We start from the raw sequence: 26,110 nt of genomic DNA, 5'->3' as shown, positions 1-26,110 counted from the left end.
AGAATTTATGAACCGTCCAGAAGCTCACTATCCACATAATGTAAATTCAAGATACAAACGTTATCGTTTTCGTAAACGGACCGTCCGCAACAGATTAATAAGTCCCTTAGGAATACCACAAAAACGAACTACAATAAATATTCCAGGAACAAATAAGAAGAGTAGAACACAAACAAAAGAACAGTCAATTCCATTGGTTCGTAGCAATAGTTTGGTTCAATCTCTGAAATTAATTGCGCAATCAATTAGTATCATTTCATCTATTGCACTGTTGATTTTGATGTCAATTGCAGTTTGGTCAACGAATACTTATATAACTAAAAATTACTGGGTCATCGTTTCCTTTGTACTTATCACACTGGGATTATTCGTAGGATCATATCTACTTTCTAACCGTATCCGAAAACAATCCTTTGTTATATTTGTAAGTGTATTACTAATTATTGCGTTACTAAAAATAGTATTTATTAGTATGTATGCATTACATCCCACTTCAGATTTCTTTAATTATCACTATTTTGCATTCGTCAAAGCCTCAGGACTAGATTGGTCTAAGAAATTGATTGGGACTAACTTATATTTCCCACATGTTTTAAACATTGCAATGCTCTTTTCAATCCCCTACTCCATCGTAGGAACGAACTTTGTAACATCACAAATTTTAAATATTGTCTTAACCTTGTTTGATGCAATTCTAATTTACAAATTAGGAACAAAAATTTTCAATCAGCAAGCTGGAATTTTTGCGGGATTAATCTTTTCTCTAATACCTGCTTACTTCCTATATTCAACCTTAAATGGCGCCGAACCAATGTTTATCACCGCATTCCTAGGTATGATGTGTGCATTCATCACCTTCATACAGCACGACAACGGCACTACGACAGGTGAATGGGTAGCAAGTTTTCGTAACTTAGCAATTCTCTCAATTATCACTTACATGATACGTCCGACAATTGGAATTTGGATAGTCGCAGGATTGATTTACTTATTCTTCATTAGATATCCCTACAAATTGGATAGAAAATTTAAATTCAAACGACTCGCCTACTTCGTGGGATTTGCAGCAGTATTTATGTTGTTCAGTATCTTTTCAACTAGCTTATTCTCACAAATGTACAAACTGCCTTTCTTGAACAATTCAGTTAATGACAGATACAGTTTAGCAACGGGAACTTCAGTTTCAACCCACGGCCAATATAATGGAAAGTATTACAACAAGTTAAGTAATGATTTGAAGGAATCAACCTCCACAGCTGAACTAAATAAAAAAGCAACCACCGATATGAACAAGCAAGTTAAAGCCAACGTGACTCAGTTAAATAAGTCTAACGGATGGTTGCCATTTTTAAGCGATAAATATGCTGCATTTTCAAATGAGAACTACGGCTACAATTGGATCTTATTCAATACTTGGAATAAGAATCCATATAAAAAAGCCTATATGTCGAGCAGAAATGCTTTAGTTGCATTCTCATCTATTTTCTTAGAATTTATGATTATCATAAGCATAGTAATTATGAGTTTGATTTTATTCTTCAGAAGGAAAATTGAAAATCGTATGCAGACTATCAATCATATTTTCTACTTGTCCCTTCTATTAGATGGATTTATCCTGGGATCAATGTTATTCGAAGTCCAAGGTAGATACCATGTAATTCTTTACATACCTCTGGTACTCATCCTAGGTGCTGGAGCCAAAATTCTGGGCGAACGTAGAAAGAAATTAACAGTTTTACTATAATAAAAATGCTTCGATTTGAGAAAATCAAATCGAAGCATTTTTTTACTGTAATTTTTTTGTATATAATAACAATTTATTTTGTAAAAAGGTATAGTTAATTCTTCACTCTAAGAGTAAAATAATAACGATGAATTATCATGTGATATATCAATTTTTAAGGGGGTAAAAATAATAGTGATCTTTACAAATGTTCTACTCATCCTCTCCTTAACGACATTTGTTTGTTACCTATTATGGTTTTTCATTTTTAACTTTGAAAGAGTCAGGAATGTAAATAGTACTAAACGTGAGACTCGATATAATTTGTTCATAATGGTTCCATTATTGAATGAAGAAAACACCATATTTTCCTACGTCAACAATTTAATTAATGAGTTGAACAACATCGATCAAACTATCACACCAAACATCGTTTTAATTGACGATGCATCTACAGATAATACCTTGGGCAACCTTCACACCATCCGTGAAGCGACCATGGGCATTCGCACAAACGTTTACGTCTTAGCAAGACAGTTTCCAAATGCACAACAAGGTAAAGGTGCTTCACTAAACTACGGTTTAGATTATATTTCAAATCTACCAAACCAGATGGATGAACAACACACCATCATTGGAATTATCGACGCTGACGGGTTTATGTCAGCCAAAGATATGACCGATATTATTGGTACTTTTGAAAACAACGATGTGGCCATGGTTCAAAGCGCTGTCGGAATGAATAGACGCGAATATAACTGGTGGTCAAAAATGCAAGACACCGAATTTTTAGGTGCCAACTCTTTCATGCAAGAAAGTAGAAATCGTTTGGGTCAAGCCATTGCCAGTGGTAATGGCCAATTTTTAACTTTAGAAATGGCACAGTCTGTCCGTTGGGGAAACTCGTTACTTGAGGACTTTGAGTTTACGGTTAGAGGATTATTCAAAGACTACCGAGCAATATTTTTGCCATCTGCAATTGTTTATCAGGAAGCGGTAAATAGTTTTAAACCACTGCTCCGACAAAGAATTAGATGGTGTCAAGGATCTATGCAATGCTTTGTCAAATACTTGAGCCGTATCATACATGCACCCAACATAAATACTGGTGTAAAAATCGACTTGTCATTATTCTTGATACTACCATTTTTTAGTATGCTACTTAACTTCGCCAACATCTCATCAATCGCAGTCCAACTTGGAAACGTGTTTTTGAGAAAATCAGTTCCAGTTATGATTGTTTTTTCAATCGTTATTGTCTTCACTCTCATTATCTGGTTAATAATGGCTGTTGAGTACTATCAAAATTCACATGGCCTGTCGCTAACTCGCTGTATTTTTCGTGCATGGCAATGTATTTTATACAACATCATTTTATCTTTTATTCCATACGTTGCTTTTGCTTACATGATTACTGGAAAGAATTCATGGGTAAAAACAGTCCATGGTCAATAACTGCCACAGGGGGTGAGATTTATGAACAACCAGTTCAATCAATACTCACGTACTAACCGCCAACTCACTCGCGAGAGTTCTAGAAAACATTATCGTCATCAAAGAAACAGTTCAGTAAGTGCTGCATTATCACCAGGTTTTGGAATTAATACCCGCAGTGGTAAACACCAAAGCAATTCCGCCCCAACCAGGGAAAGTCTGCATATCCACTTTTTTGAAGATGCAACCAGGGATCAAATTAAAAAAATAGGACAGTACGTTGCTATTTTGGTTTCAATCTTCTTGTTAATATTTATGGTAGTTGCTAGTTGGAAAGGTTCTGATATGACAGGCCATTTAGGACTACCTATTTTCACAATGACCTTAGTCAGTGTCTTATTATTTGGATTTTCATATTTAACAGCATCTTACATGAGCAACAAATCATTTGTCTTTTTAGTTTTAGTTCTTTTAGCAATAGAATTGGTAAAAGTTTTCATTGTTCTAACCTATCAAATTGGACCAACTTCTGATTATTGGAATTATCATTATTTAGCTTACGCCAGAGCTTCAGGAATACCTTGGACTCGGCATTTAGTGGGAATTAATTCATCTTGGCCACACGTTCTAAATATCGCCTTCCTATATTCAATTCCTTATTCATTAATTGGGACTAACTTTGTAACCTCACAATTAATCAACATCGCTTTTACCTTTTTTGACGCACTACTTATTTATAAATTGTCCGCGTCAATAATTAATAAACAAGCAGGAATCTTTTCTGCTTTAATTTTCTCATTGATACCTGCCTATTTTATGTACAGTATCCTGAATGGTGCAGAACCAATGTTTCTAACCTTCGTACTAGGCCTGCTTGTTTCGTTTGACACTTTCATGAAACGCGATGAGTACACGACTAATCAAAGATGGCTGACCAATACATTAACAATGTTTATCTTAGCGATACTGGCATACATGGTACGACCTACAATCGCAATTTGGCTCGTTGCAGGATTACTCTTCTTGCTATTTAGACGAGATACAAGAAGAGTGTCACCGACTTTGCGTCTAAAGAGATATTCATTTTTCTTAGGATTCATGGCCGTTTTCTTTATTTTTAGCTCACTATCAGCAAATGTCTATTCAGGACTTTATGGAATGCAAATTGGTTCTAACAATAACTTGAATAAGTACAGTTTGGCGACGGGAACCTCTCCTTCAACCGATGGTGCGTACAATAAAGAAATATACGGAATCATGGAAAAGAATTATAAAAAATACCCTGATCCACATCAGATGGAAACCCATATCAACGCAGATTTGAATCGTCAAATCAATCAAAATGTTAGTACCCTGAATCATAGTGGTCATTGGGGAATTTTCTTAGATCAAAAATACACGGCTTTCTCAGCTGAAAACTACGGCTATAATTGGCTTTTGTACAATACTGCCAAAGGGAATAAACATACAGGCAATTTCTATTCAATGAAACAGTCACTAGTAACCCTTTCAGTTATTTTCTTTGAATTCATACTAGTACTTTGCATAATAACTATGAGTTTTATCTTATTGTTTGCGCCAATTATCCCAGATTCGGTAGCAATGCAAAACAAATTGTTCTACCTCTCATTATTGCTAGACGGATTTATTATTGGATCAATGATTTTTGAAGTCCAAGGTCGATACCACACAATCTTATATCTTCCACTAGTTTTGATTTTGGGATTAGGAATCAAGCTGCTTACCGAACGAGGTCATAAGCTGAACTTAAACTTAACGATTTAGTGTGAATAATACGCAATTGCGCTCTTTTAGGATAATTCATTTTCTCATGGAAACTTCGTAGATATATTGAATTGCAGAATTAATTGATTATACAAAAACTCCCCTGTCCATGTACATGAATAGGGGAGTTTTTGTGTTGGTAAAAAGGTATAACCTGTACTACCTAAAACTATGATTCTTTGATAAATGAATCTCATTTATCTATAACCATTATCGCTATTTTAGAAATATATGTCTACATTTTTAGCCTACTTTTAAATAAAATAATTTAAATATAATGAAAACGTAACAAAAAATATAAACAATGTTATAAACCTTATTATAGCGGGAATGATAACGCTATTTTATTCAAAATTTTACATAATTTGTGTCAAGTTCACTTGATTTTTCGCGAATGTAATATCCATCGAACGGCAATTTTTTAGAAGCTTCACTCAAAATCCCATCCACCGTGTTTGTGTTCATTGGTGAAATAGAATAAATCTTTTTGAATTCGTTATGAATTCCGCCATTTTGTTTAATAAATATTGAAGATTGATCCAAAGAATCGTTATTTACTACTTCCAGACTATTAAAAGTAGTCGCATCGTAGCCTTTTTTGAATTCAGAAATAAAATCGTTAAGTATCACCTTGTTCATAAATAACACCCCTATCAAAAATTATTATACGAACATACGTTTGCTTAATCAAACAAAAATCGAACATTACTTAAAATGATACTCAAGAAATCTTCAAATGTAAATTCAATTTTTTAATCAGTTAAGACCATTGAATAAATCTGTCTTGCCATTGGTTTGATATTATTTGCAAGTCGCTGATAGTTGCTCATCACTACAACCGCAGTCTTTCCATCATCTGAAATATGAATTACCGATTGATATCCATAACCCCATCCATTTGATTGGTGACTGTTATGATTATTATAAAATCCACCACCGTAAGTACTGATACTACCGGGGGTGAAGAGCACATCACGTGATTCCTTTGTTAAGAATTTTCCTGATACCAAATATTTTTCAGCCTTGTATAAATCTTCTGGTGACATAAATACTTGACCAGTACCCATTTCGTCTCTAGTCTCCCAAGGTTGAGTCATATAAGGATTGTTGTAATTTAGTCTTGGTGAAAGTGGATCGCGATTTGTATACCCTTGAGCTTTTTCAACTCCGTGACTAGGTCCGAATGCAAATACTGTGTGTTTTAAATGAAGCTTATCAATATATTCCTTAGTGAATACGTGTTTATAAGTCTTATGTGTAACCATTTCGACAATTCTGGCCAAAAATACGAAGTTGATTGGTGAATATTGCCACTTGTTCAACATCGATTTTGAAAAAGTAACCTCATGTGTATCAAAATCGACCAAACGGTCATCAGGCATTACACTTGATGGTCCATCATTTGGTAAGACCAATCCAGACGTCATATCCAACATCATTCTCAAAGTTATTTGGTTACTACCAGGTACTTCAGGTAAAAATTTTGATAGTTTATCATCCAAGCTTAATTTATGTTCTTGAACTAATTTCATAATTAGTCCTGCGGTTAAGCTTTTCTGAATGGAATCAATTTCATATGCCTTATTCTGACGGTTCTTTAGCTGTTCTTTATAATTAGCATCACCGACATTTTTCGAATAAATGGTCTTTCCACCTTTGACTACAAAAATTGATCCGCAAAAGTTATTCTTCTGGAGCATTCCATCAATCTCACTATCAAAATCAACTTGATCATTGTCGACAATCTCTGGTTGTCCAGACAGTTCAGTAGACGAGTCTGCCAAAACATTTTGTTGAACTATAAATGGCATTAATACGATTAATACACTCACTAATACTGAAGTAACTCTTATACTTTTTTTCATAACCAACACCCTTAGCTATAAAATTTTCTCGTGTCAAATAATAATGATACTTGAATAAAAATCATACTATAACTATCCTCTTTGATTAGATTGTATCTTGCTTGGAAATTTTATTTGAATTAATTTTCGATAGTTTTTTCATCATAAAATAAAACAAAATATTTATAACTAAAAATGGGAAATTATTTTTTAACTGCTCAAGACAGTTTTGATATTAAATTTAGGTTATATGGTAAAATGAATGCAACAAATTCAAAGGAGAATACAATGACCGCAACAATAATAATTATTGTTATATTAGTTTTACTAATCATCGCCTATGTATCAATGTACAACGGTTTGGTTAGATATCGTAACCGTGCCAAAGAATTCAGTTCACAGATTGATGTACAACTCAAACGTCGTACTGACTTGATTCCTAACCTTGTCGAAACTGTCAAAGGTTATGCAGCTCATGAAAAAGATACATTGAATAAAGTTGTTCAATCAAGAAACCAAGTTGTCAGCGCCAACTCACAACAAGAAAAAGCTGCTGCAGACAACGCATTAACTGGTGCTTTGAGACAAGTTTTTGCCCTATCTGAAAGTTATCCTGATTTGAAGGCTAACCAAGAATTCCAAAGTTTGATGGAAGAATTATCTAACACAGAGAACAAGATTTCATATGCTCGTCAAGCTTATAATAGTCAAGTTCAACAATATGACACAGCAATTGAAACTTTCCCACGTAACATCGTTGCTGGAATTCACAAGTTCCAAGCAATCGACTTCATTTCAGTTCCTGAAACTGAAAAAGAAGCTCCAAAAGTTAAGTTTTAAGTAGGAGAAAACCATGCTCTACCAGCAAATTGATAGCAATAAACGAAAAACATTTTTCATCTTTGCAATTTTCTTCGTAGTCCTTGCTGCATTAGGTAGTTTCATTGGGTATTTCTTTGTTGACAATATTTGGTACGGGATTATTTTTTCCTTAGTAGTTGCGTTGATTTATGCTTTAGTCACCTATTTTCAATCGACAAGTATTGTCATGTCGATGAACAATGCTAGAAAAATTAATTCCGCAGATGAAGCTCCAAAACTTTGGCATATTGTCGAAGATATGTCGATGGTTGCGGACATCCCTTTACCCGATATTTATATTATTGAAGATGACAGTCCAAATGCATTTGCAACTGGACGTGACCCTCAGCATGCCGCGGTGGCAGTTACTCGTGGATTATACAATATGATGGATCGTGAAGAACTTGAAGGTGTAATGGCACATGAAATTTCTCACGTTAAAAATTTTGATATCAGAGTTTCAACCATTTCTGTTGCACTTTCATCTGCAATCATTTTAATTTGTACATTGGTTGGTAATGCCTATCGTTTTGTTCTCCCATTTACTGACGACCGAGACCGTGGAAGTAGCTGGGTAGCAATTCGATTGGTCCTCTGGTTGGTTGGATTGGTCTTCATGATAATTGGACCTATCATTGCCAATTTGGTGCAATTAGCCATTTCTAGAAACCGAGAATACCTTGCAGACGTATCCGGTGCCAACTTAACTCAGAATCCGCAAGGATTAATTGACGCACTGACAAAATTAAAATATTACGACCAACCTATGAAAAAGGTAGACGATGCCAGTGCAGCTTTATACTTCAATGATCCAAAAAAGAAGAAAGATTTTGCCGACTGGTTCGATACCCATCCACCTTTGGATAAACGAATCGCCAGATTGAAAAAAGCTTTTGAGTAAAAAAATAAGTTTCTGTCCCTCAATTATAAGAGACAGAAACTTTTTTTATGCTTTATTTCGTGAACGATAATAAACAACTGCAGCAATCGCAACTACAAGAACTACAACACCTGAAGCAATTTCAATGTAATGTGCTTTGTTATTCGATTTCTTTTTAGCCTTATCTGGATAGATAACCGAAGAACCTGCGTTGGAATCTTTCTCTTTCTTCGGTGAATCTTTCTTATTTAGTTTAACTGGTTTCTTAATAGTAACCTTCTTCTCATCAGCATCTGCCTTTGTTGCATCTCCAGCATCTTTGTTATCAGCCGGTTGATTCCCATCAGCAGAAGCATTTCCAACATTGTTTGCATCAGCATTAGGCTGGTTAGCACCTTGCCCGCTATCTAATGCAGGAACATTTAGAAACTTCAGATAAACTAATGCATCCATATTAACGTTAGCTACCTTTACATCCAGGTGCATTGTAACTGGTATTAATTTACTCAAATTTGTGGTAGAAAATTTAAAACTGGCACCATGAGCATTATTAACAATTTGCCCATCCCCATTATTGATACTAGTATATGTCACCGGATGTGATCCAATCCAAGCCGGAACGGATGATGACATTGAAACATAATATTTTCCATCTTGAATTATTACATTAGCTGGCTTATCCATATACTGGTCAGCATGGCTAGTCTGTCCATTAGGCTGTAAAACTTGATATTGTAGTGACACCGCATCAGCCCTTCCAACAAAAACTAGACTGCTGATAAAAATAAGTGACGCTGCCAACAATGCAGATAGCAGTCCCTTTTTATTCATAATATTTATCCCTCTTAAAATAACTAATAAACTTATTTTACTAGAGTAATCCCTATTGTGAAAGTGCATTCACTCGTTAAATTTATAATTAAGCATAAAAAAAGAAGTTGAAAATATATTTTCAACTTCTGAACTTCCTATCATGTAAGGCCTTATCGAGTCATTTAAGTCATATGAGATTCATTTATCAATTAAATAAATTCGATAATTATTTATTTTCTTCTTCGACTGCTTTTTGTGCAGCAACATTAATAATATTCCATGGACGATCAAATCCTGGTTGGAAGAAGAAATCGGCATATTCGAGATCTTCGATTGTCAATTTAGCTTGAATAGCTACGGAAATAGCATTGATATTAGCTGTTACATCGGCTTTTGACATAATTTGAGCACCAACAATTTGATGATTTTCAGCATTATAAGTCAATTTGAAGTAAACAGTCGTATTCTCGGCTTCTGGAACGAATTTAGGTCTATATAAATCAGTAACGAAAACTGATTTCACATTAGCTTTATAAGCTTCTGCAGTTGCATCTTTAATTCCAGTTGACGCAAATTTATAATCAAATACAGTTAAAGCTGATGAACCAGAAATTCCGGGGAATTTTCTCGTTGGCTTTTCGATATTTAACGCAGCGATGCGACCTTGTCTACGTGCGTTCGTTGCTAATGAAATATGAGCTTCCCCATCAGTAGGTAAGAATTTAATATGAGTGGCATCACCAACAGCAAAAATATCTTTTTGACTTGTTTGCATATAATCGTCAGTTGAAATAGTGCCATCGTCATTTAATTGAAGAATTCCGCGCAACCACTTTGTATTTGGACGAATACCGGCTGCTTCAACAACTAAGTCAGCATCATAAGTACCCTTATCTGTTTCAACTTGTGCAACTTTGCCATCTTTACCAATAAACTTCTTAACACTTTCACCGACTGCTAAATTAACTCCATGATCTTGCATATTCTTGGCAAGAATATCAGTAAATTCTGGATCAAGATAAGTGCCCAATACTCTAGGCAAAATATCAATAACAGTTACATTCATACCTGCTTTTGCAAATACTTCGGTAGCTTCGTTACCAATATATCCAGAACCAATTACGACAACATTATTGATTGTTGGATCAACGGTTCTAGCCTTTAATCTAATTGCCCAATCGCGACCACGCATGGCATAAATATTTTGCAAGTCGCTACCTTCAACTGGAATCTGAGTTGGCACTGCACCAGCACTCAATACTAATTTGTCATATTTTTCTGTACGTGAAGAATTGTCAATTTGGTTAACAACCGTTACTTCGTGTTTATCTGGATCTATTTCAGTGATCTCTTGTTGCAAGAATACTGAAACACCCTTCTTTTCCATTTCTTCTGGTGTAGCATAACTAACACTATTCACCTTTTTAACTTTACCCTCTAGATACAATTGCATACCACAAGATAAGAATGACAAGAAGTCACCTTTCTCATACCACTGAATTTCTGTATCGGGATTTTTTTTGAGAAGTCCTTCGACCGTTTCGTACCCACCGTGAGATGAACCTACTACAATAACTTTCATATTGAAACCTCCTCGTATTTATAATTCAATCATAACTTTAAAAATATATTATTTCAAGCAAGTTGAATGCGAACGTATGGTCGTAATGTGATAAAATTGTTTTTGTTAAACATGTGGATATCAAGCATATATGAGGTATTCACATGACAATCTTGGTAAAATAACAGAGGGAGAAGTATCACATGTATATGTTAGCGTTAATCGTTTTAGGTATTATTATTTTACTTGCCACTTTTATGACAAAACCAAAAAAGCGTCAACGTAAAAAATTATTCACACTCGGAATTTTATTGGTGGTTGTTGGAGGTTCTGGAACTTATGAATCATACCAAAATAAGTCAAACAGTGATCAACAACAAGCTACCTCTTCCAATGTTAAATCAAACTCCCAGCTTGCTGATTTAAAATACAATGGAACACAAGAGGTAGAAGTAAATAATAATCAACCAACATTCTCACAACAGGACCTCAGTGTTCAAAAAGGCGCCTGGCAAAGCTTTGAAAATTTGGATAACTATAATCGTGCGATCCGAGCTGATGCACTGTTGAATAAAAGCTTGATGCCAACTGCTAAAAGAGAGCCACTGTATGTCAATCCAACTGGCTGGCATAACAAGAAGATTCATGGTGGATGGCTTTATAATCGTTCTCATTTGATTGGTTATCAACTTACCGGTCAAAACAACAATCCGAAGAATTTGATGACTGGAACACGTTCATTAAACGCTCCGGAAATGCTCAAGCATGAAGATGATATAGCATATTATTTGAAACAAAATCCAAGTAATTTTATTCGTTATCGAGTTCAACCTATTTATCGAGGAAACGAACTTTTAGCCCGAGGTGTTCAGATGATGGGGGAATCTATGGATACAAATGGTAACGTGGATAAACAAATATATTTTAATGTATACATTTTCAATGTTGAGAAAGGCGTCAATATAAACTATGCTGATGGTACAAGTGTTGTAAATAATAATTAAGGAGTGATTCAATGAAATACAGTAATGGTGATAAAGAAGTTTTTGATCTAATCCAAAAGGAAGAGAATCGTCAAAACCGTAACATCGAACTTATTGCATCTGAAAACATTGTTTCTGACAATGTAAGAAAAGCTCAAGGTTCCGTCTTAACTAACAAATATGCTGAAGGTTATCCTGGACACCGTTATTATGGTGGATGTGAATACATCGACCAAATCGAACAAATTGCGATTGACCGTGCCAAAAAACTATTCAATGCTGAATATGTTAACGTTCAACCCCACTCAGGTTCACAAGCTAATGCCGCTGCTTACCAAGCTGTTTTAAAGCCCGGTGACACAGTATTAGGTATGGATTTAAATGCCGGTGGTCACTTAACTCACGGATCACGAGTTAACTTCTCAGGTAAAATGTACGATTTCCATTCATACGGAGTTAACGATGAAGGATTCATCGATTACGATGATGTCCAAAAAATTGCTGAAGAAGTTAAGCCAAAGCTTATCGTTGCTGGCGCTTCAGCTTACAGTAGAATTATCGATTTCGATAAGTTCCGTAAAATTGCAGATTCAGTAGATGCTTTACTTATGGTCGATATGGCTCATATTGCTGGACTTGTTGCTGTTGGTCTACACCCAACTCCAATTGGTGTTGCTGATATTGTTACTACGACTACTCACAAAACTCTACGTGGACCTCGTGGTGGTATGATTTTTGCTAAACCAGAACTTGGTAAGAAGATTAATTCTGCCATCTTCCCTGGTACACAAGGTGGACCATTGGAACATGTTATTGCTGCTAAAGCAGTTGCCTTTGGTGAAGATTTACAACCCGAATACAAGACATACATGGAGCAAGTAAAGAAAAATGCTGCAGCAATGTCTGAAGTTATCAACAACGCTGATGACCTTTCAGTACTAACTGGCGGTACAGATAATCACTTGTTAAATGTTGTTCTTACTGAAACAGATATGAATGGTATGGAAGTTCAAAATCTTCTTGACTCGATTCATATCACTACTAACAAAGAAGCAATTCCTAATGACCCATTGCCACCAAAATACACATCTGGTTTACGTTTAGGTACACCTGCAATTACTTCACGTGGTTTTGATGAAGATGACTCTAGAGAAGTAGCTAGCATCATTGTCGAAGCTATTAAGTATCATGATGATGCTGATAAGCTTAAAGAACTTGACGATCGTACAAAAGCTCTAACAGATAAACATCCAATTAACTAATCACTCTAATCAAAAAGCCTTCAATCCAAAACGGATTGAAGGCTTTTTTCTAATTCAAATTCTTATTACGTTGTTTTCGTGCATATGCCCCATAAAGAATTAAAGCAATTGCACCGAATGCTACTGGTCCAAGAATTGTCCAGAAAGCATCCATATATTGATGTTCAATAATTGGTTCTAATAGCGTAAAGATAATTGCAAACAATACTACTAGGAATACCAAGATTGAAGTTGCCCACATAAACTTTTTATTTTTAAAGAATTGATATGGTTTTTCAATATCATCGTTAATACTAAAGAATGGAAATGCACCAACTAAGAATAAATATGGAACACTTGTGGCAACATTAGCCATCAAGGTCAAAATACCATACAAGTTCTTAGCATTACGGCCACCAAGAAAATCAACAGCTAAAATGATCACGATAACAAAAATAGCTTGCATCCACATAGCATTTGCTGGCATTCCCTTGTCATTTAATTTAGTAACACGCTTAGGCCAAAAATCCTTAGGAGTTCCCAGAATAAATGATTTGAGTGGTGAATAAATTAATACAAAGAAGGCACCCATGTATAGAATAAACATATCTAACGCAGTAAATCTTGCTAACCAGGCACCCAATACAGTAGCTGCTGAAGCACTCATACCGATGTGTGTTCCGAATGTATAACCAAGATTACTCATCATAACATAAGTAATATTACCTAAGTTAACACCGCTCTTACCGATTACGTCGTGCCAGTTAGCACTAATTCCCCAGAATAAAATTGTCAAAGAATACAAGACAGCAATAATTCCGGCGGAAATTAAAATACCACGTGGAAAATCACGTTTAGGATTCTTCATACTATCCGTGACACCACCCATGGATTCCATACCACCATATGCAAAGATTGCATAAACGATAAATGAAACCATTCCTATTGGTGACGAAAACTCTGGATTAGCTGATTGAACAAAAGTGCTAATACCATGAACAGGTTCTGCCATGTGAAAACCTGATAAGAAAATCATGGCAATACTAAGTCCAAAGAAAATAACATTTAAAATAATCATCATTGTTCCACCAAGTGATGAAATTTTAGAAATCTTATCCATACCTAGTGATGCAGTAAATGTAACAAAGATAATCCACAAAACAGCAAGTAAACCGATAGTTTGAGTTGATGTCAAGCTACCTAAATGCCAGCTCTGTGTCGTATCATGTCCAGCAAAAAATGTAGACATTGGAATCCAAACTTTTGAAGCGGTTGAAACTAACCAAACTTCCCATGAAGCTAACCAAATGAATGTCCCTGTGAAAGCTAATCTTGCGCCAACGGCACCTTCGATCCAAGAGTAAATACCACCCTTAGCTTCATTAAACGCAGAACCATATTCTGCCATCATAAATCCAACTGGCAGGAAGAAGAACACTGCCGCAAATAAATACCAAATAATACTTGCTAATCCCATTTGCTCATAAGCAACTGTAGTGTTAGCAAAACCAAATACTGACGTAAAAATCATCATGATCAGACCGACCATTGTGATGGTTTTTTTCGTCGAATTACTGTCATTCATAATTCAAAATTCCCCTATTCCCTCTTACAATATTATAAATTCATATCCGTTTTAAAATTCAATGATGAAAAATCGGTTGAGCTAGTAATCAGTTTGGCGATTAACTCCTTATATGAAGTTAATGCAGTTTCTGCCATTTTATTAGAAGCATCAGTTAAAAACTGTGGTAGTTGTTCTTCATCTTGACCTAATGCCTTAATATCAAAATCACGCAACATTTGACGTAATGTGATATTAATATTCTTTTGTGTATCTTGATACATCTTACCTAGTTCTTGATAATGGCCATCCAGCAATATACCAGCTAATTTGTATGTCCAATAAGCTGATTTGTCATCATATGGAAGTCCACCGATTTTGTACTCTTCAGGAGTATCATTTATTCCCATATAAAATGGCACATAAATACTTTGAGAAGAAACGCCCATAGAAAGCCACTGGATACATGCAATCTCTGGTTTCAAATCAGGTCTGGTTTGTAAAACATGCGATTCTTGAGTTTTTGCAAGGCTAATTGGACGATAACGTTTATTATTCTCAGACTTATTCAATGGATCAAATTCAGTACCTTGAAAATGCGAACTCAGATAATATTGGACATCATCAATACTCAACAATCGATTAGGTTTCTTGATAAATGAAAGCTCTTGGCTCTCAGGACTTTCGTCAGTCTTCCCTGAAAATTCTTGTTGCCCCCACCAAACTCGTGGTGTGCTATAAATAGCATCCGACATATCACTTGTTCCAAATATTTTTCTAAAGTTAAATCCTTCCGGATTTGGATTCAAATTATAATCATTAACAAATTCCTGAATATCACTTTTGAACATGAAATTATCTGTATCAGAAAAATCTATTTCTTGAATCGCCAATTGATTTGCGACAACAGCATAGCAGTCGTCAGGAATTCGTTGAGCAACCCAATAATGGCCAGAGCCATTTTCAAAATACCAAACTTCATTTTGATCAGAGAACAAAACACCGTTTGTTTCCGAAGTACCATGTTTTTCAACAATTTCGCCTAAACGCTTAACACCCTCACGTGCAGTCTTAACGTATGGCAACACCACAGTCAACATTGCCTCTTCACTAACCCCATTCTCAACTAAAGGATCAACTCCAAGAACAGTCTGATTGGAATATGCACTCTCAGTTGCACTCATTCCAACTCCATATTCGTTATATCCGTCCTCTTCAAATAATCCTTCCTCATCGGTCCACTCAGGAGTAGCAGTGTACTTATATCTAACGTCAGGAAGCTTCATTTCAAATCCATTATCTTTTGAAACAAATTTTTGATGTTCAGTAAACTTTTCAAATTCATGGACAACAAAGTGCTTTGGCCAAGATGGCTTCGCATCTTCATTGCGGCCAATCATTGTTGATCCACCAATAGAGGCCTTTTTACCAACTAAAATACTCGTACAAGCAGATAATGAATTCTTGTTATATTCTAATGTCATATTTTCACCTTACTTAAATTTTACAGCGGTACCATATGCAGCAACTGTTTCCATATCTTGACTAATAGAATCTGAATCAAATCTCATCATGACAACAGCATCAGCACCCATTTTCTCAGCATTTTCACGCAACCGACTAATGGCAATATCCCTAGCCTCTGTAAGTAGCTCCGTGTACGCCTTGATCTCGCCACCGACAATGTTCTTAAAACTAGCGCCAATATTTCTAACTACATTTTTAGATTGCGTAGTTAATCCAAATACTTCGCCAATAATTTCATAATCTCTACCCGGTATATTTTCAGTAGTAGAAACTAAAATTTTATTCTCATCCACGACATCACCTCATAATAGTTAATAACTCCAGTAAATAACATACCACACTGAAAACGCATAAAGTCATTGATTAAAGTTATTTAAGCTTGACATGGCCTTTTATTTTGAATACAATTTTTAAGTATTATTCATTAATGGGCAATCGCCAAACGGTAAGGCAGCGGACTCTGAATCCGCAATTTGTAGGTTCGAACCCTACTTGCCCAATTAATATGATGAAAAAAATGAATTTAACCACTGATAAGTTTATCAGTGGTTTTTTTTATTTACGCAAAATAAAAAAGCCACCGAATCGATCAGTGACCAAATTTATCTAATTATATTTTATAGGAACACTCCAGCTACTGAACCTAGTAATGATTCTACAAAGTATAGTGGGTTTGTAATTGAAATTGAATTAAATGGTGCGCCTGTTTCACTTGAAATTGTTGCTCCGTTATTATTCATATTTAATCCTCCATGGTTAAAATTTAAATAAATTATACCATAAATATCGCATATAAAATGATTTATTTGTAAACGATTACATTTTGTGCTTCTTCTACACAAAAAGCCCCTCGTATATCGAAGGGCTTTTTTGTAACTACCGGGAGTAAATTGTATTCTCTGATTGTAGTTCAGCCAGGACTATCTTCTGTTTTACGTCGATTTCCTTTACTGCTGGTTTGAATATATTTCTAATCATCGCGATGAGTTTCATGATCTCATATCCTTTCGGTGGGTACTATAAATCATCAAACTATCGCTCATTCAATAAAATAATATATCATATACCAATTAATATATTTGTGAATATTGCCTCTTTTGATAGTTTGTAGTCAAATTATACAGCATGCTATCAAATTTTAGCAAAACATTTTTTCAATAATAACTATGTTTTTTGAGACATATCATTTTGTATGGATTACACTATTTTATAAAGTATATTTTGGAGGAACTTATGACTTATAAGCTGATTGCACTGGACATGGATGATACTTTACTTACTACTCAGAAATCAATTTCAGATAAAAACAAGCAAATGATTAAACAAGCTCTGGCTAGAGGAATTAAAGTGGTTCTATGTTCCGGAAGAACACACAATGCTGTTATCGATTATACGAATCAACTCGGGATTACCGGCAAAGATCAATATATGATTACTAATGGTGGAGCAATTATAGAAAATATGGATCAAGAAATTTTATTTGAAAATTCATTGAGTAATGCTTTCTACCGTCGATTCGTTTCTTTCGTTAAGGAACATCATCTTCATTACAATGTAGTCGACAATCAAGCTAAAACATACACAAGTCCTGAAGAATGGTTTGATAAATATACGATTACCCAAGCATTCGAAAATGACGGTGGTCTCTACATCCGCGAACCTGATCAGCTACCCAATGATTTTGAAATTGTTAAAGCTATCATTAATGGCAATGAAGCAGAGCTTGATAACATTTCTCCCCTAGTTCATGAAACTTTTGATGATGAATATTTCGTTGTGAGAACAGGTGTTGGCTTCCTTGAAATCTTTCCAAAGGATGTCAATAAAGGAAATGCCGTTAAACATCTTGCAAGCATTTTAAATATTAGCCTAGATGAGATTATGGCGATGGGAGATCGTGATAACGATATTCCAATGCTTAAAGTAGCTGGAAAAGGTGTCGCTATGGCAAACGCCCAACCCGGCGTCAAAGCAGTTGCCGACCATGTAACAACCGACAACAATCATGATGGCGTAGGAAACGCCATTGAAAAATTCGCACTATAAAAATATGGTGTCACCTCAATAATGAGATGACACCATTTTAATTTTCAAAATATTGTTTCTTCTTATTCTCCCAATATGCCTTGTCTTCTTCATTTATCTCACGAAGCACATGGCAAGGGTTACCGACAGCAACAACATTATCAGGAATACTGTGTGTGATAATTGATCCTGATCCAATGACAACATTATCACCAATAGTTACTCCAGGATTAATAACTGCATTTCCACCGATCCAAACATTATTTCCAATAGTTATCGGTTGGCTGTATTCAAGTTGTTCATTTCGTACCGTGGCATCAATCGGATGACCAGCAGTGTAAATACTAACACGAGGTCCAAACATCACATTGTCTCCAATTTTCACCGGACAATCGTCAACAAATATCGCATCAAAGTTTGCGTAAAAGTTATCACCAATCGAAGTATTTAGTCCATAATCAGCATGAAATGGTGGCTCAATATAAACATTTTTACCAACCTCACCAATTAGCTCACGCAAAATTTTATCCCGAACATCCAATCCATCTTCCGTAGTAGCATTAAACAAACGATTCAGCTTACGGGCCCGCTTAGAGTCAGCATCCAGCTGAGCATCAGCAGCAATATACAAATCACCAGCAAGCATCTTTTCTTTCTGAGATCTAATAATAATTCCCCTCAATCAAAAAGGCTTCTACCGTGAGGTAAAAGTCTTTATTTTTTAATTAATTTAAAGATAAACGATATCAAAATATATGACAGAGTGAACCCACAAATAAATAGTGAGAAGAATGCCAAGAACCAGCTACCGTAAAGAGCGGCGTTAATTAAAACCTGACTATTGGCAATCACAAAAATCATCGCGATACTAAAACTCAACAAAATGTTGAGAATATTGTCGTTAACATAATTCAATAATTCTTTTTTCAAATCAAAACATTTAGCTTTCAATAAAAACACCCCACCTCACAACTTATTTATTAATGGTAGTGTATCACTTTCATAGGTAAAAATATAATAAAAATGAAAGAGGTTACAAAAATGTTAGATAAAATTATAATAAAAATGAAAGAGGTTACAAAAATGTTAGATAAAATTATTTGTAGGATCAGATTAATGATTGGATCCAACACGAAGTGTGGCAGTGAACCACTCTACCTAAGCCCTGACAGCTTCAATAACACCATCCTTAAAAAACTGAGCCTCACCAAAACCGCTATCCAAAAACACAAAATGCTTCCCAGCAAAATCAAAACTAATCCGACTATCAAATGCTCCACCTTGAGATAAATGTGAGACTTCCGACAACGGAATTTCCTCACGAATAGTTTTGTGCCAACCATTCATAAATGACAACGACAAAACACCATCGCTGAATTTGTATGATGCATATCCGTTAATTAGTTTGTCATTTTCATCAATAATTTGAATGTATGAGAACATAATAATCACTTTCCTTTTCCCTTATTTCTTAACAACATCAGTGTATTGTATGAAACGGGTTTTATAGCAAGTGATAATTTCAAATTAATTAATATTTCTTTCCAGAGAACTTAGAATCAAGTATTTGAATGGCATCATGATAAGTTGAATAATTATTAATATCCAAGAAATAATCCGATCCGGAAATCATGGCAGACAAATGACTCTTGTCATCATTATGCAAAATCACTACTGGTTTGTGTAGCTTCTCAGCATACGCCAATTCATAACCTACTCCGAGACTTGGATTTGTTGTATCAGCAACCATGACATCTGCCTCTTCAAGCCAAGCTATGTCTCGATCACGAATTTCCTTGTCGCTTAATTTTGTCTCACCTTCGGCAGTCAAATCTGTATTTCCGACATGTTCGGTCAATACATCATTGTCCTTCTTTAAGAACTTAATGATTTTTTTGTAGGTCTTGTCTTCATCTCTACCACCACGAATCGACGCTGCAAAATATATCTTCATGTTGTCTACCTCTTTTCACACATATTATACAAGTTATCCAATTAAAAACACCCCACGGAAATTTTTCCGTAGGATGTTTTTTTAAAATAGTGCAAGTACAAATAAGATAACTGTCCAAACACTAATATTTATTTTTGATTGACGACTGATTTCTAATGAAGTCCAGTTGATCCAACCTATTAATCCAAATTGAATTACACCGATTAATACATTAGCCAATGTATTTGTAACAGCTTGTGTTGATAACATAACGATTGTTTGTAAGATTGTTCCAATTGCAAAAGTGATTGCAATATTAACAATCAAAGTTTGATTGTAATCAACCGTTTCTTTTTTCAGAATCAACTTGTATACATAATACACAATTGCCAAATAAATTGCTGCAGCAACTAATGCTAAAAAGATTACCAAGAACTTGTTCATCTTTTCAAATCCAGTTGAAAGCACTAAGTTACAATATACCGCAGTAAATTGTGTAATCAATGCAATCAAGATAACGCCAATTAATGAGCTTCTCTTAACTTTATATAAAATTCCCATATGTGGTTACTCCTCTTTTAATAATCCAACTAGCGGTGATTTAGCAGCCTTATTTGATGGAATAAATCCAAACAACAACCCAACTGCACTTGAAACTATTAACGCTAATAAAATTGAATAAATTGTTATCACGGCCTTAAATGGCAAGAATGCATTAATGACCAGTACTGCCAAGTAACCAATGATGATTCCAAGAATCCCACCAATTACACATAAAACAATACTTTCAGTTAAAAATTGATTTCTAATATTATTACAAGTTGCACCAAACGCACGTCTAATACCAATTTCATTACGACGTTCAGAAACAGTGATATACATAACATTCATAACACCAATACCAGCAATCAATAATGAAATACCAGCAACAAGAGCGACAAAGTAAGTGATACTGTTCAACACTTTCGAGAATTCTTTCATACTCTTAGTAGGATCAACAATTCCATACTTACCTTGATGCTTGAATTCACCGTTGGCCTTGATTTTCTTCAAAGCAGCCTTGCCAACTTTTTTCTTGTTTTGACCATTTTCGAGCGTCAACTTAGCTAGATTCTTACTATTTTGAGAGTTGAAAATTCGGTTGTATGTACCCTTGGACATATAAACATTAGCATCATACTCATCCGCACCAAATGTCCCAGAAACAGTATAAACATCTTGACCGATGGTAACTGGTTTATTAATTGCCGAATCGCCGCCGAACAACTTTTTCGCCATTCTATTTGATAGCAAAATGTTTGTGGAATTAGTATCTGAAATTAGCGCATTCTTCTTTGAAGATGAAACTTTAGTTTTATCCTTAATCGAAGTAATCTCAGTTGATGCTTTCTTGTTTCGATAAGTTAGCTTTCCGGTAGTTGAATCACTATAGCTAGAAAGCTTAACGCTAGTCACACCAGGAACATCTTGTAATAAAGATGCATCCCCTTGCGTAAATCCATCTTTACTATTTGCATCATCAGATGAACTTGTATATGAAAGTGTAACTTTGTTTGAAGCATTATCCTTACCTAGACTCTTCGTAATACTTTGAGTGAATCCATCACCAACAGCTAGAATACAAATAACACTGGCGATACCAATGATAATTCCTAACATAGTCAGTAAATTACGATTCTTGTTTTTCCTAATTGAACGTAAAGCAATAGTTAGGTTTTCCATTAGCTATGCACCACGTCTTCCCCGTCATTGTACAAGTGACCATCATTTATATGGACGGTGCGCATCGCAAAATTAGCGACATCCTTATCATGAGTAACCATAATAATTGTAGTATCAAACGTTTCATTTAAATGCGTAAATATTTTCATTATTTCTAAGCTTGTTTTCGAGTCCAGAGCACCAGTTGGTTCGTCAGCAATAATAATACTTGGATTATTAACGATGGCACGCGCAATTGCGACTCTTTGTTGTTGACCACCAGATAACTCAGATGGCAAACTATTTTCTTTTCCCTGAAGTCCGACTTGTTCTATGACTTCATTGATAACATTCTTACGATCGGTAATAGTCTTATTCTTACTATAAATCAATGGAATCTCAATATTTTCGTATACTGTATACGATTTTAACAACTTGAAATTTTGAAATACGAAACCAATTTCATCCCCACGAACTTGAGACAACGTATCGTCATCTTTGTTCTTATAGTTTTCATTGGAGAGGAAATAGTCACCAGAATAATCATTATCTAGCAATCCTAAAATATTTATCAAAGTAGATTTACCAGATCCAGATGGACCCATGATTGCTAAAAACTCACCATCGGCAACATCTAAATTAACATCGGTTAGGGCTTGAAAATTGTTGGCGTAGGTTTTACCTACATTCTTAACTCTAAGCATAGATTCTCCCCCACTTCTATCTTAAGACGAGTTTCTGTCCGGCTTTAATACCAGAATGTGTGTAATAGAAATCTCCACTCTTATTCAAATCGAGATAAACTTTCTTTCTAACATCGCCATTCAATACTAAAACATAATCTTCGTCATGTACGGCATCCTTAGGAATCTTATATCCCTTTGAAGTACCCTTAATTTGAACGTGCATACCAAATGTTAGGTTTTGATCAGATGTAACTTCAAAGTGATAGTAGGAAACTGATGAGGTAGAAGTATATGGTGCTTTATCAACACCTGTAACTGTTCCATACATCTTGCTACCGTTATTCTTGAATACTTGGACATCGTCATTGTTTTTGACTGATGTCAATTCAAATTCATTAACGTTACCCAAAATAACTGGTTTGCCATAGACGGCGTAGTTGCCTTGTGAATCTTTAATTAAGGTACCAGAAATTGGAGCTGTAACTGTACGGTTAGCTTCAGCATTCAATTCAGCCAATTTACTTTGATCACTACTGATTTGAGAGTTGTTTGAAGCAATTTGTGCACTGTTATCTGTGCCAGTACTTACAGGCATTGGAGTTGTATCAGTTGAGTCAGTTAAACCATCAGAACTAAGTGAACTAGAACTCATTGAGCTAGTTGAACTAGCACTTTGAAGTGATGCGTTTGTTGCTGTTAGTTGTTGAATTTCAGCATTAACAGCACTGATTTGAGCTGACATATCTTTGTTAAATGTAAAGATAGTTTGTCCCTTTGTAACTTTTTGACCATTTTTCATTGGCTGTGAAGTCAGTGTCTCTTGACTCAATGGCTTGTCGCTGACACTTTGTTTCTCGTCAGGTGAAACTATACCACTGTAATATTGTTCCTCGCGGGATTGTACTGTGTAAGTCTTATATTCAACTTGTCCATTTTTGCCGTTGAATAATGAAACGACAACAATTGCTAGAACAAGAAAAAGTGTGCAGACACCCCAAATTGCGTAATCAATTTTTTTACTCATAATTTTCCCCATATCTTAAAATCTAAAAAGTCATGTATTCATTATATAGTTATTTGTTACTGATGTATCTATGAATTCGATTACAATTAAAACTTTCTCAACAAATACAGTTTTACGCTAATGACACAAAAAATAATTGAACAAATTGGCAAACAAAAAGGCTGACAATGATTGCCAACCTATCAAATGTATTTTTCCATATTATACCAAGTCTCGTTTGCATGATTTGAATCTGCAATTCCTCTATTTACAAAGCCATTCTTTTCGTAAAACGGTATTCGATCTTGCAAACAAGTCAGTGCGATACTTACACGTCCAGCAAGCTTTGTCTTTTTCTCAAATTCATCTAACAATTTACTGCCAATCCCCTGGCCACGAGACTCTGGTGAGACGGCAATTGTTAAAATCATTTGATGACCACCGTTTTTGGGATTCTGGGGAACATCTTCGTACATCCAATCTTCTATCAGACTTTCATTCGTTACTGGTCCACAGATGAATCCGACAAGTTTGCCATATTGTCGAGCAACTAGAAAGCTGTCGGGAATTTGTTTAATCCGTTGAGAATAACTTTCCTCTGTGCCTGCCTCTGCTTTATTAAATCCAGCACGTTCGATATCCATAATTTCTCTTAGATCACTCATTTTTACTTGTTCAAAATTCATAAATTACCTCTATTTTAATGCGAATCCCTGTCTCTTAAGAAATTCACCAACCTCTGGACGGCGAACTTCTTCAAAGAAGTTGACATTCTTACTCGTCCAGTTTGCTGCTTGAGCATTGCTATCGCGATTAGCATAGTATTCCTCAATTTGCTTGTCATAGCCTTCTATATCGGCAAATTTATGGACATCGTATTTATTAACACTGACTTGGTTTTCGAGTGGCATTCTAGGTTTTACTTGATTCTTATGGTTAGGAATACCGATTGTCATACCAAAGACAGGAAATGTGTATTTGGGTAAATTCAAAAGTTCAGCAATTCGGGCGACATCGTTCCTAACTCCACCGATGTAACAAATCCCAAGATCCATCGACTCAGCAGCAACTGCCATATCCTCTCCCGCAATGGTTGCATCGACAGTTGCAACTGTTAGTGCCTCCATATTTTCAATCCCCTTAAGAGATTTCCCGGCATTTTGAAGCATGATTGATTGACGGTACAAGTCAGCAACAAATACATAAAACACACCAGTTTTTTTAACATAAGCTGCACTATTAGTGATATCAGCAATTTCATTTTTAATTTCTTTATCAGATACTTCTATTATAGAGAAAGCTTGCACAAAGTTTGATGAAGAACCACTTTGAGCTGCTCTCAATAATTGTTGTTTTGTATCAGAACTCAACGCCTGATCTTTAAAATCACGAACCGAAACGTGTTGTTCCATGTTATGAATGGTTGTATTCACTGCTATTCCTCATTTCAAAATTTTAACGTAAAATTAGCTTACATCAACTTTGAAAAAAAATTAAGCGATAACTGTTTTAAATTTTCGAAACATATGATAATGTATTCATATGATATTTACATCATATGTTCTGGAGGCTAGTTTTGGACAATGTTAAATTAATTAATCAGGACTTATTGGTTGAATCCCAGAAAATCATGAAGGTCTTGAACAACCCCACAAGATTTCAAATGTTAAACGTTCTAGAACAACAAGAAATGAGTGTCACTGACTTGGTTGAACTACTCGGCATGGAACAATCAGCAGTTTCTCACCAATTGGCAATGCTGAGAGAATATCAATTAGTCAGTACGAATCGAATTGGTAAATCCAATTACTATAAATTAAATGACCCACATATTCTAGATGTTATTAATGAAACACTAGAGCATGCGGATCACGTCATGAGAGGTAAAAAACATGGTGAATAACCCCACACTTATCAGTCGCAGTTTGCGCATCGAATATTTTTCAACTGCATGGATGGCATTTGAATTTGCAGTTGGATTCTCATCAGGAATAGCTGCCGGTTCAATCTTGCTAATTGCATTTGGAATGGATAGCTTTTTAGAAATCATTGCCGGAAGTACATTAATTTGGCGACTGAGAAAAGAAGCCAATCATGCTTCCAAAGAGGAAATAGAAAAAACCGAGCGAATTTCATCCTTAATCGTCGGCTCTGTATTACTACTATTATCAGTTTATGTTGTTTCCGTTTCAATTTACAACTTAATCAATCATCAAGTAGCTGACACCAGTATTCCCGGGATGTTAATTGCAATCGCTTCTGTAATATTAATGCCAATTCTTACTTTGAAAAAACGTAGCCTTGGTAAACAAATTAATTCGGAAGCATTAATTGAAGATGGTATGTGTAATATAACATGTGCTTACATGGCGGCCACAGTTTTGGTGGGAGTCATTGTAACAGCACTATTTGGACTTTGGCGGATCGACTCCGTAGCTGCACTAGTATTGGTATACTTTATCGCAACTGAGGGCTGGGAATCATTGCAAAATGGATTAAAAAAATAGTTTCGCCGTCAAAAAAAGATTATCCAAACGGATAATCTT

The 26,110-nt window shown here is 35.3% G+C and carries 28 protein-coding genes and 1 tRNA gene; 11 read left to right on the top strand and 18 right to left on the bottom strand.

From position 1 onward, the window contains the following. The first annotated feature begins 7 nt into the window (after positions 1 to 7). The 3 genes from ABM34_RS01240 (at position 8) to ABM34_RS01230 (ending at position 4,942) form a co-directional block, all read left to right on the top strand. Positions 8 to 1,744, top strand: coding sequence for an ArnT family glycosyltransferase (locus ABM34_RS01240; protein WP_048702591.1), 1,737 nt, complete (start codon positions 8 to 10; stop codon positions 1,742 to 1,744). Positions 1,745 to 2,056: 312 nt separating this feature from the next. After that, positions 2,057 to 3,178: a glycosyltransferase family 2 protein gene (locus tag ABM34_RS01235; protein ID WP_048702589.1), complete on the top strand. Its 1,122-nt coding sequence runs from the start codon at positions 2,057 to 2,059 to the stop codon at positions 3,176 to 3,178. Positions 3,179 to 3,199: 21 nt separating this feature from the next. Next, a complete protein-coding gene (locus ABM34_RS01230) occupies positions 3,200 to 4,942 on the top strand; it encodes an ArnT family glycosyltransferase (protein WP_048702588.1) in 1,743 nt (580 codons plus the stop codon). Between the two features lie 348 nt (positions 4,943 to 5,290). Here ABM34_RS01230 and ABM34_RS01225 read toward each other — a convergent pair whose 3' ends face one another. Then, positions 5,291 to 5,581 (bottom strand): hypothetical protein, encoded by a 291-nt coding sequence (locus ABM34_RS01225; protein WP_048702587.1) that lies wholly within the window; start codon positions 5,579 to 5,581, stop codon positions 5,291 to 5,293. A gap of 113 nt (positions 5,582 to 5,694) precedes the next feature. Next, a complete protein-coding gene (locus tag ABM34_RS01220; protein ID WP_232298605.1) occupies positions 5,695 to 6,807 on the bottom strand; it encodes a serine hydrolase domain-containing protein in 1,113 nt (370 codons plus the stop codon). A gap of 267 nt (positions 6,808 to 7,074) precedes the next feature. On the opposite strand from ABM34_RS01220, the gene ABM34_RS01215 reads away from it, so the two are divergent. Further along, positions 7,075 to 7,626 (top strand): LemA family protein, encoded by a 552-nt coding sequence (locus ABM34_RS01215; RefSeq protein ID WP_048702585.1) that lies wholly within the window; start codon positions 7,075 to 7,077, stop codon positions 7,624 to 7,626. Positions 7,627 to 7,639: 13 nt separating this feature from the next. Then, on the top strand, positions 7,640 to 8,548 hold the full coding sequence (htpX, locus tag ABM34_RS01210; RefSeq protein WP_048702584.1) for a zinc metalloprotease HtpX: 909 nt from the start codon (positions 7,640 to 7,642) through the stop codon (positions 8,546 to 8,548). Positions 8,549 to 8,593: 45 nt separating this feature from the next. Here htpX and ABM34_RS01205 read toward each other — a convergent pair whose 3' ends face one another. Continuing rightward, a complete protein-coding gene (locus ABM34_RS01205; RefSeq protein WP_048702583.1) occupies positions 8,594 to 9,358 on the bottom strand; it encodes an NEAT domain-containing protein in 765 nt (254 codons plus the stop codon). A gap of 208 nt (positions 9,359 to 9,566) precedes the next feature. Then, complete coding sequence (locus ABM34_RS01200) at positions 9,567 to 10,922, bottom strand: FAD-dependent oxidoreductase (protein ID WP_048702582.1); 1,356 nt, start codon at positions 10,920 to 10,922, stop codon at positions 9,567 to 9,569. Positions 10,923 to 11,104: 182 nt separating this feature from the next. Here ABM34_RS01200 and ABM34_RS01195 point away from each other — a divergent pair, with 182 nt between their 5' ends. Continuing rightward, positions 11,105 to 11,905 carry a DNA/RNA non-specific endonuclease gene (locus ABM34_RS01195; protein WP_048702580.1) on the top strand — a complete coding sequence of 267 codons (801 nt, stop codon included), beginning with the start codon at positions 11,105 to 11,107 and terminating at the stop codon, positions 11,903 to 11,905. Between the two features lie 11 nt (positions 11,906 to 11,916). Then, positions 11,917 to 13,146: a serine hydroxymethyltransferase gene (gene glyA / locus ABM34_RS01190; RefSeq protein WP_048702579.1), complete on the top strand. Its 1,230-nt coding sequence runs from the start codon at positions 11,917 to 11,919 to the stop codon at positions 13,144 to 13,146. A 49-nt stretch (positions 13,147 to 13,195) separates the two neighbouring features. Here the strand turns inward: glyA and yjeM are convergent, their stop codons facing one another. Genes yjeM through ABM34_RS01175 form a run of 3 tightly spaced genes read right to left on the bottom strand, consistent with a single transcriptional unit; the run spans position 13,196 to position 16,509 of the window. Next, positions 13,196 to 14,710 carry a glutamate/gamma-aminobutyrate family transporter YjeM gene (gene yjeM / locus ABM34_RS01185; RefSeq protein WP_048702578.1) on the bottom strand — a complete coding sequence of 505 codons (1,515 nt, stop codon included), beginning with the start codon at positions 14,708 to 14,710 and terminating at the stop codon, positions 13,196 to 13,198. A 32-nt stretch (positions 14,711 to 14,742) separates the two neighbouring features. Continuing rightward, a complete protein-coding gene (locus ABM34_RS01180) occupies positions 14,743 to 16,173 on the bottom strand; it encodes a C69 family dipeptidase (protein ID WP_048702576.1) in 1,431 nt (476 codons plus the stop codon). Between the two features lie 9 nt (positions 16,174 to 16,182). Continuing rightward, positions 16,183 to 16,509 (bottom strand): heavy metal-binding domain-containing protein, encoded by a 327-nt coding sequence (locus ABM34_RS01175; protein WP_048702575.1) that lies wholly within the window; start codon positions 16,507 to 16,509, stop codon positions 16,183 to 16,185. Between the two features lie 135 nt (positions 16,510 to 16,644). Between ABM34_RS01175 and ABM34_RS01170 the strand changes: the two genes are divergently transcribed. Beyond that, a tRNA-Gln gene (locus ABM34_RS01170) sits at positions 16,645 to 16,716 on the top strand. Between the two features lie 117 nt (positions 16,717 to 16,833). On the opposite strand, the gene ABM34_RS13460 is transcribed toward ABM34_RS01170, so the two are convergent. Beyond that, positions 16,834 to 16,956 carry a hypothetical protein gene (locus ABM34_RS13460; RefSeq protein ID WP_257719940.1) on the bottom strand — a complete coding sequence of 41 codons (123 nt, stop codon included), beginning with the start codon at positions 16,954 to 16,956 and terminating at the stop codon, positions 16,834 to 16,836. 493 nt (positions 16,957 to 17,449) lie between these two features. Here ABM34_RS13460 and ABM34_RS01165 point away from each other — a divergent pair, with 493 nt between their 5' ends. Next, a complete protein-coding gene (locus ABM34_RS01165) occupies positions 17,450 to 18,262 on the top strand; it encodes a Cof-type HAD-IIB family hydrolase (RefSeq protein WP_048702574.1) in 813 nt (270 codons plus the stop codon). Positions 18,263 to 18,299: 37 nt separating this feature from the next. On the opposite strand, the gene ABM34_RS01160 is transcribed toward ABM34_RS01165, so the two are convergent. The 10 genes from ABM34_RS01160 to ABM34_RS01115 all read right to left on the bottom strand — a co-directional run bounded on the left by ABM34_RS01160 (position 18,300) and on the right by ABM34_RS01115 (position 24,997). Beyond that, entirely contained in the window at positions 18,300 to 18,908 is a 609-nt protein-coding gene (locus tag ABM34_RS01160; protein WP_048706302.1) for a sugar O-acetyltransferase, read from the bottom strand. A 47-nt stretch (positions 18,909 to 18,955) separates the two neighbouring features. Continuing rightward, entirely contained in the window at positions 18,956 to 19,192 is a 237-nt protein-coding gene (locus ABM34_RS01155) for a hypothetical protein (protein WP_048702573.1), read from the bottom strand. A 207-nt stretch (positions 19,193 to 19,399) separates the two neighbouring features. Beyond that, positions 19,400 to 19,684: a hypothetical protein gene (locus tag ABM34_RS01150; protein WP_048702572.1), complete on the bottom strand. Its 285-nt coding sequence runs from the start codon at positions 19,682 to 19,684 to the stop codon at positions 19,400 to 19,402. Between the two features lie 88 nt (positions 19,685 to 19,772). Then, positions 19,773 to 20,195: a nucleoside 2-deoxyribosyltransferase gene (locus ABM34_RS01145; protein WP_048702571.1), complete on the bottom strand. Its 423-nt coding sequence runs from the start codon at positions 20,193 to 20,195 to the stop codon at positions 19,773 to 19,775. An 81-nt stretch (positions 20,196 to 20,276) separates the two neighbouring features. Next, entirely contained in the window at positions 20,277 to 20,735 is a 459-nt protein-coding gene (locus ABM34_RS01140) for a hypothetical protein (protein WP_048702569.1), read from the bottom strand. A 6-nt stretch (positions 20,736 to 20,741) separates the two neighbouring features. Further along, positions 20,742 to 21,896 (bottom strand): ABC transporter permease, encoded by a 1,155-nt coding sequence (locus tag ABM34_RS01135; protein ID WP_048702568.1) that lies wholly within the window; start codon positions 21,894 to 21,896, stop codon positions 20,742 to 20,744. Continuing rightward, a complete protein-coding gene (locus tag ABM34_RS01130; protein ID WP_048702566.1) occupies positions 21,896 to 22,579 on the bottom strand; it encodes an ABC transporter ATP-binding protein in 684 nt (227 codons plus the stop codon). Before ABM34_RS01130 ends, ABM34_RS01135 begins: the two co-directional genes overlap by 1 nt. A 16-nt stretch (positions 22,580 to 22,595) precedes the next feature. Next, complete coding sequence (locus tag ABM34_RS01125; protein WP_048702564.1) at positions 22,596 to 23,585, bottom strand: efflux RND transporter periplasmic adaptor subunit; 990 nt, start codon at positions 23,583 to 23,585, stop codon at positions 22,596 to 22,598. 182 nt (positions 23,586 to 23,767) lie between these two features. Continuing rightward, entirely contained in the window at positions 23,768 to 24,250 is a 483-nt protein-coding gene (locus ABM34_RS01120; RefSeq protein WP_048702563.1) for a GNAT family N-acetyltransferase, read from the bottom strand. Between the two features lie 9 nt (positions 24,251 to 24,259). Next, positions 24,260 to 24,997 carry an NADPH-dependent oxidoreductase gene (locus ABM34_RS01115; protein ID WP_048702561.1) on the bottom strand — a complete coding sequence of 246 codons (738 nt, stop codon included), beginning with the start codon at positions 24,995 to 24,997 and terminating at the stop codon, positions 24,260 to 24,262. A 197-nt stretch (positions 24,998 to 25,194) separates the two neighbouring features. Here ABM34_RS01115 and ABM34_RS01110 point away from each other — a divergent pair, with 197 nt between their 5' ends. Both ABM34_RS01110 and ABM34_RS01105 read left to right on the top strand, forming a co-directional pair. Further along, on the top strand, positions 25,195 to 25,467 hold the full coding sequence (locus ABM34_RS01110; RefSeq protein ID WP_417924667.1) for an ArsR/SmtB family transcription factor: 273 nt from the start codon (positions 25,195 to 25,197) through the stop codon (positions 25,465 to 25,467). Beyond that, the gene (locus ABM34_RS01105) at positions 25,457 to 26,071 is read left to right on the top strand and encodes a cation efflux transmembrane domain-containing protein (RefSeq protein ID WP_048702559.1); all 615 of its coding nucleotides are present in this window, start codon (positions 25,457 to 25,459) and stop codon (positions 26,069 to 26,071) included. The genes ABM34_RS01110 and ABM34_RS01105 overlap by 11 nt, the downstream gene beginning before the upstream one ends. Positions 26,072 to 26,110: the final 39 nt, after the last annotated feature.

Source organism: Companilactobacillus ginsenosidimutans (assembly GCF_001050475.1).
GTDB classification, from domain to species: domain Bacteria; phylum Bacillota; class Bacilli; order Lactobacillales; family Lactobacillaceae; genus Companilactobacillus; species Companilactobacillus ginsenosidimutans.
This window is presented reverse-complemented; position numbering and strand designations above follow the sequence as displayed.

What these genes read in the sequence shown, in the direction of transcription:
- ABM34_RS01200 (WP_048702582.1), bottom strand. Translation starts at nt 10,922, where the DNA reads ATGAAAGTTATTGTAGTAGGTTCATCTCACGGTGGGTACGAAACGGTC.
- ABM34_RS01165 (WP_048702574.1), top strand. Translation starts at nt 17,450, where the DNA reads ATGACTTATAAGCTGATTGCACTGGACATGGATGATACTTTACTTACT.
- ABM34_RS13460 (WP_257719940.1), bottom strand. Translation starts at nt 16,956, where the DNA reads ATGAATAATAACGGAGCAACAATTTCAAGTGAAACAGGCGCACCATTT.
- ABM34_RS01240 (WP_048702591.1), top strand. Translation starts at nt 8, where the DNA reads ATGAACCGTCCAGAAGCTCACTATCCACATAATGTAAATTCAAGATAC.
- ABM34_RS01180 (WP_048702576.1), bottom strand. Translation starts at nt 16,173, where the DNA reads ATGACATTAGAATATAACAAGAATTCATTATCTGCTTGTACGAGTATT.
- ABM34_RS01140 (WP_048702569.1), bottom strand. Translation starts at nt 20,735, where the DNA reads ATGGGAATTTTATATAAAGTTAAGAGAAGCTCATTAATTGGCGTTATC.
- ABM34_RS01145 (WP_048702571.1), bottom strand. Translation starts at nt 20,195, where the DNA reads ATGAAGATATATTTTGCAGCGTCGATTCGTGGTGGTAGAGATGAAGAC.
- ABM34_RS01195 (WP_048702580.1), top strand. Translation starts at nt 11,105, where the DNA reads ATGTATATGTTAGCGTTAATCGTTTTAGGTATTATTATTTTACTTGCC.
- ABM34_RS01130 (WP_048702566.1), bottom strand. Translation starts at nt 22,579, where the DNA reads ATGCTTAGAGTTAAGAATGTAGGTAAAACCTACGCCAACAATTTTCAA.
- ABM34_RS01120 (WP_048702563.1), bottom strand. Translation starts at nt 24,250, where the DNA reads ATGAATTTTGAACAAGTAAAAATGAGTGATCTAAGAGAAATTATGGAT.
- ABM34_RS01215 (WP_048702585.1), top strand. Translation starts at nt 7,075, where the DNA reads ATGACCGCAACAATAATAATTATTGTTATATTAGTTTTACTAATCATC.
- ABM34_RS01105 (WP_048702559.1), top strand. Translation starts at nt 25,457, where the DNA reads ATGGTGAATAACCCCACACTTATCAGTCGCAGTTTGCGCATCGAATAT.
- ABM34_RS01150 (WP_048702572.1), bottom strand. Translation starts at nt 19,684, where the DNA reads ATGTTCTCATACATTCAAATTATTGATGAAAATGACAAACTAATTAAC.
- ABM34_RS01225 (WP_048702587.1), bottom strand. Translation starts at nt 5,581, where the DNA reads ATGAACAAGGTGATACTTAACGATTTTATTTCTGAATTCAAAAAAGGC.
- ABM34_RS01110 (WP_417924667.1), top strand. Translation starts at nt 25,195, where the DNA reads ATGAAGGTCTTGAACAACCCCACAAGATTTCAAATGTTAAACGTTCTA.
- ABM34_RS01220 (WP_232298605.1), bottom strand. Translation starts at nt 6,807, where the DNA reads ATGAAAAAAAGTATAAGAGTTACTTCAGTATTAGTGAGTGTATTAATC.
- ABM34_RS01235 (WP_048702589.1), top strand. Translation starts at nt 2,057, where the DNA reads ATGGTTCCATTATTGAATGAAGAAAACACCATATTTTCCTACGTCAAC.
- ABM34_RS01125 (WP_048702564.1), bottom strand. Translation starts at nt 23,585, where the DNA reads ATGAGTAAAAAAATTGATTACGCAATTTGGGGTGTCTGCACACTTTTT.
- glyA (WP_048702579.1), top strand. Translation starts at nt 11,917, where the DNA reads ATGAAATACAGTAATGGTGATAAAGAAGTTTTTGATCTAATCCAAAAG.
- ABM34_RS01205 (WP_048702583.1), bottom strand. Translation starts at nt 9,358, where the DNA reads ATGAATAAAAAGGGACTGCTATCTGCATTGTTGGCAGCGTCACTTATT.
- htpX (WP_048702584.1), top strand. Translation starts at nt 7,640, where the DNA reads ATGCTCTACCAGCAAATTGATAGCAATAAACGAAAAACATTTTTCATC.
- yjeM (WP_048702578.1), bottom strand. Translation starts at nt 14,710, where the DNA reads ATGAATGACAGTAATTCGACGAAAAAAACCATCACAATGGTCGGTCTG.
- ABM34_RS01230 (WP_048702588.1), top strand. Translation starts at nt 3,200, where the DNA reads ATGAACAACCAGTTCAATCAATACTCACGTACTAACCGCCAACTCACT.
- ABM34_RS01135 (WP_048702568.1), bottom strand. Translation starts at nt 21,896, where the DNA reads ATGGAAAACCTAACTATTGCTTTACGTTCAATTAGGAAAAACAAGAAT.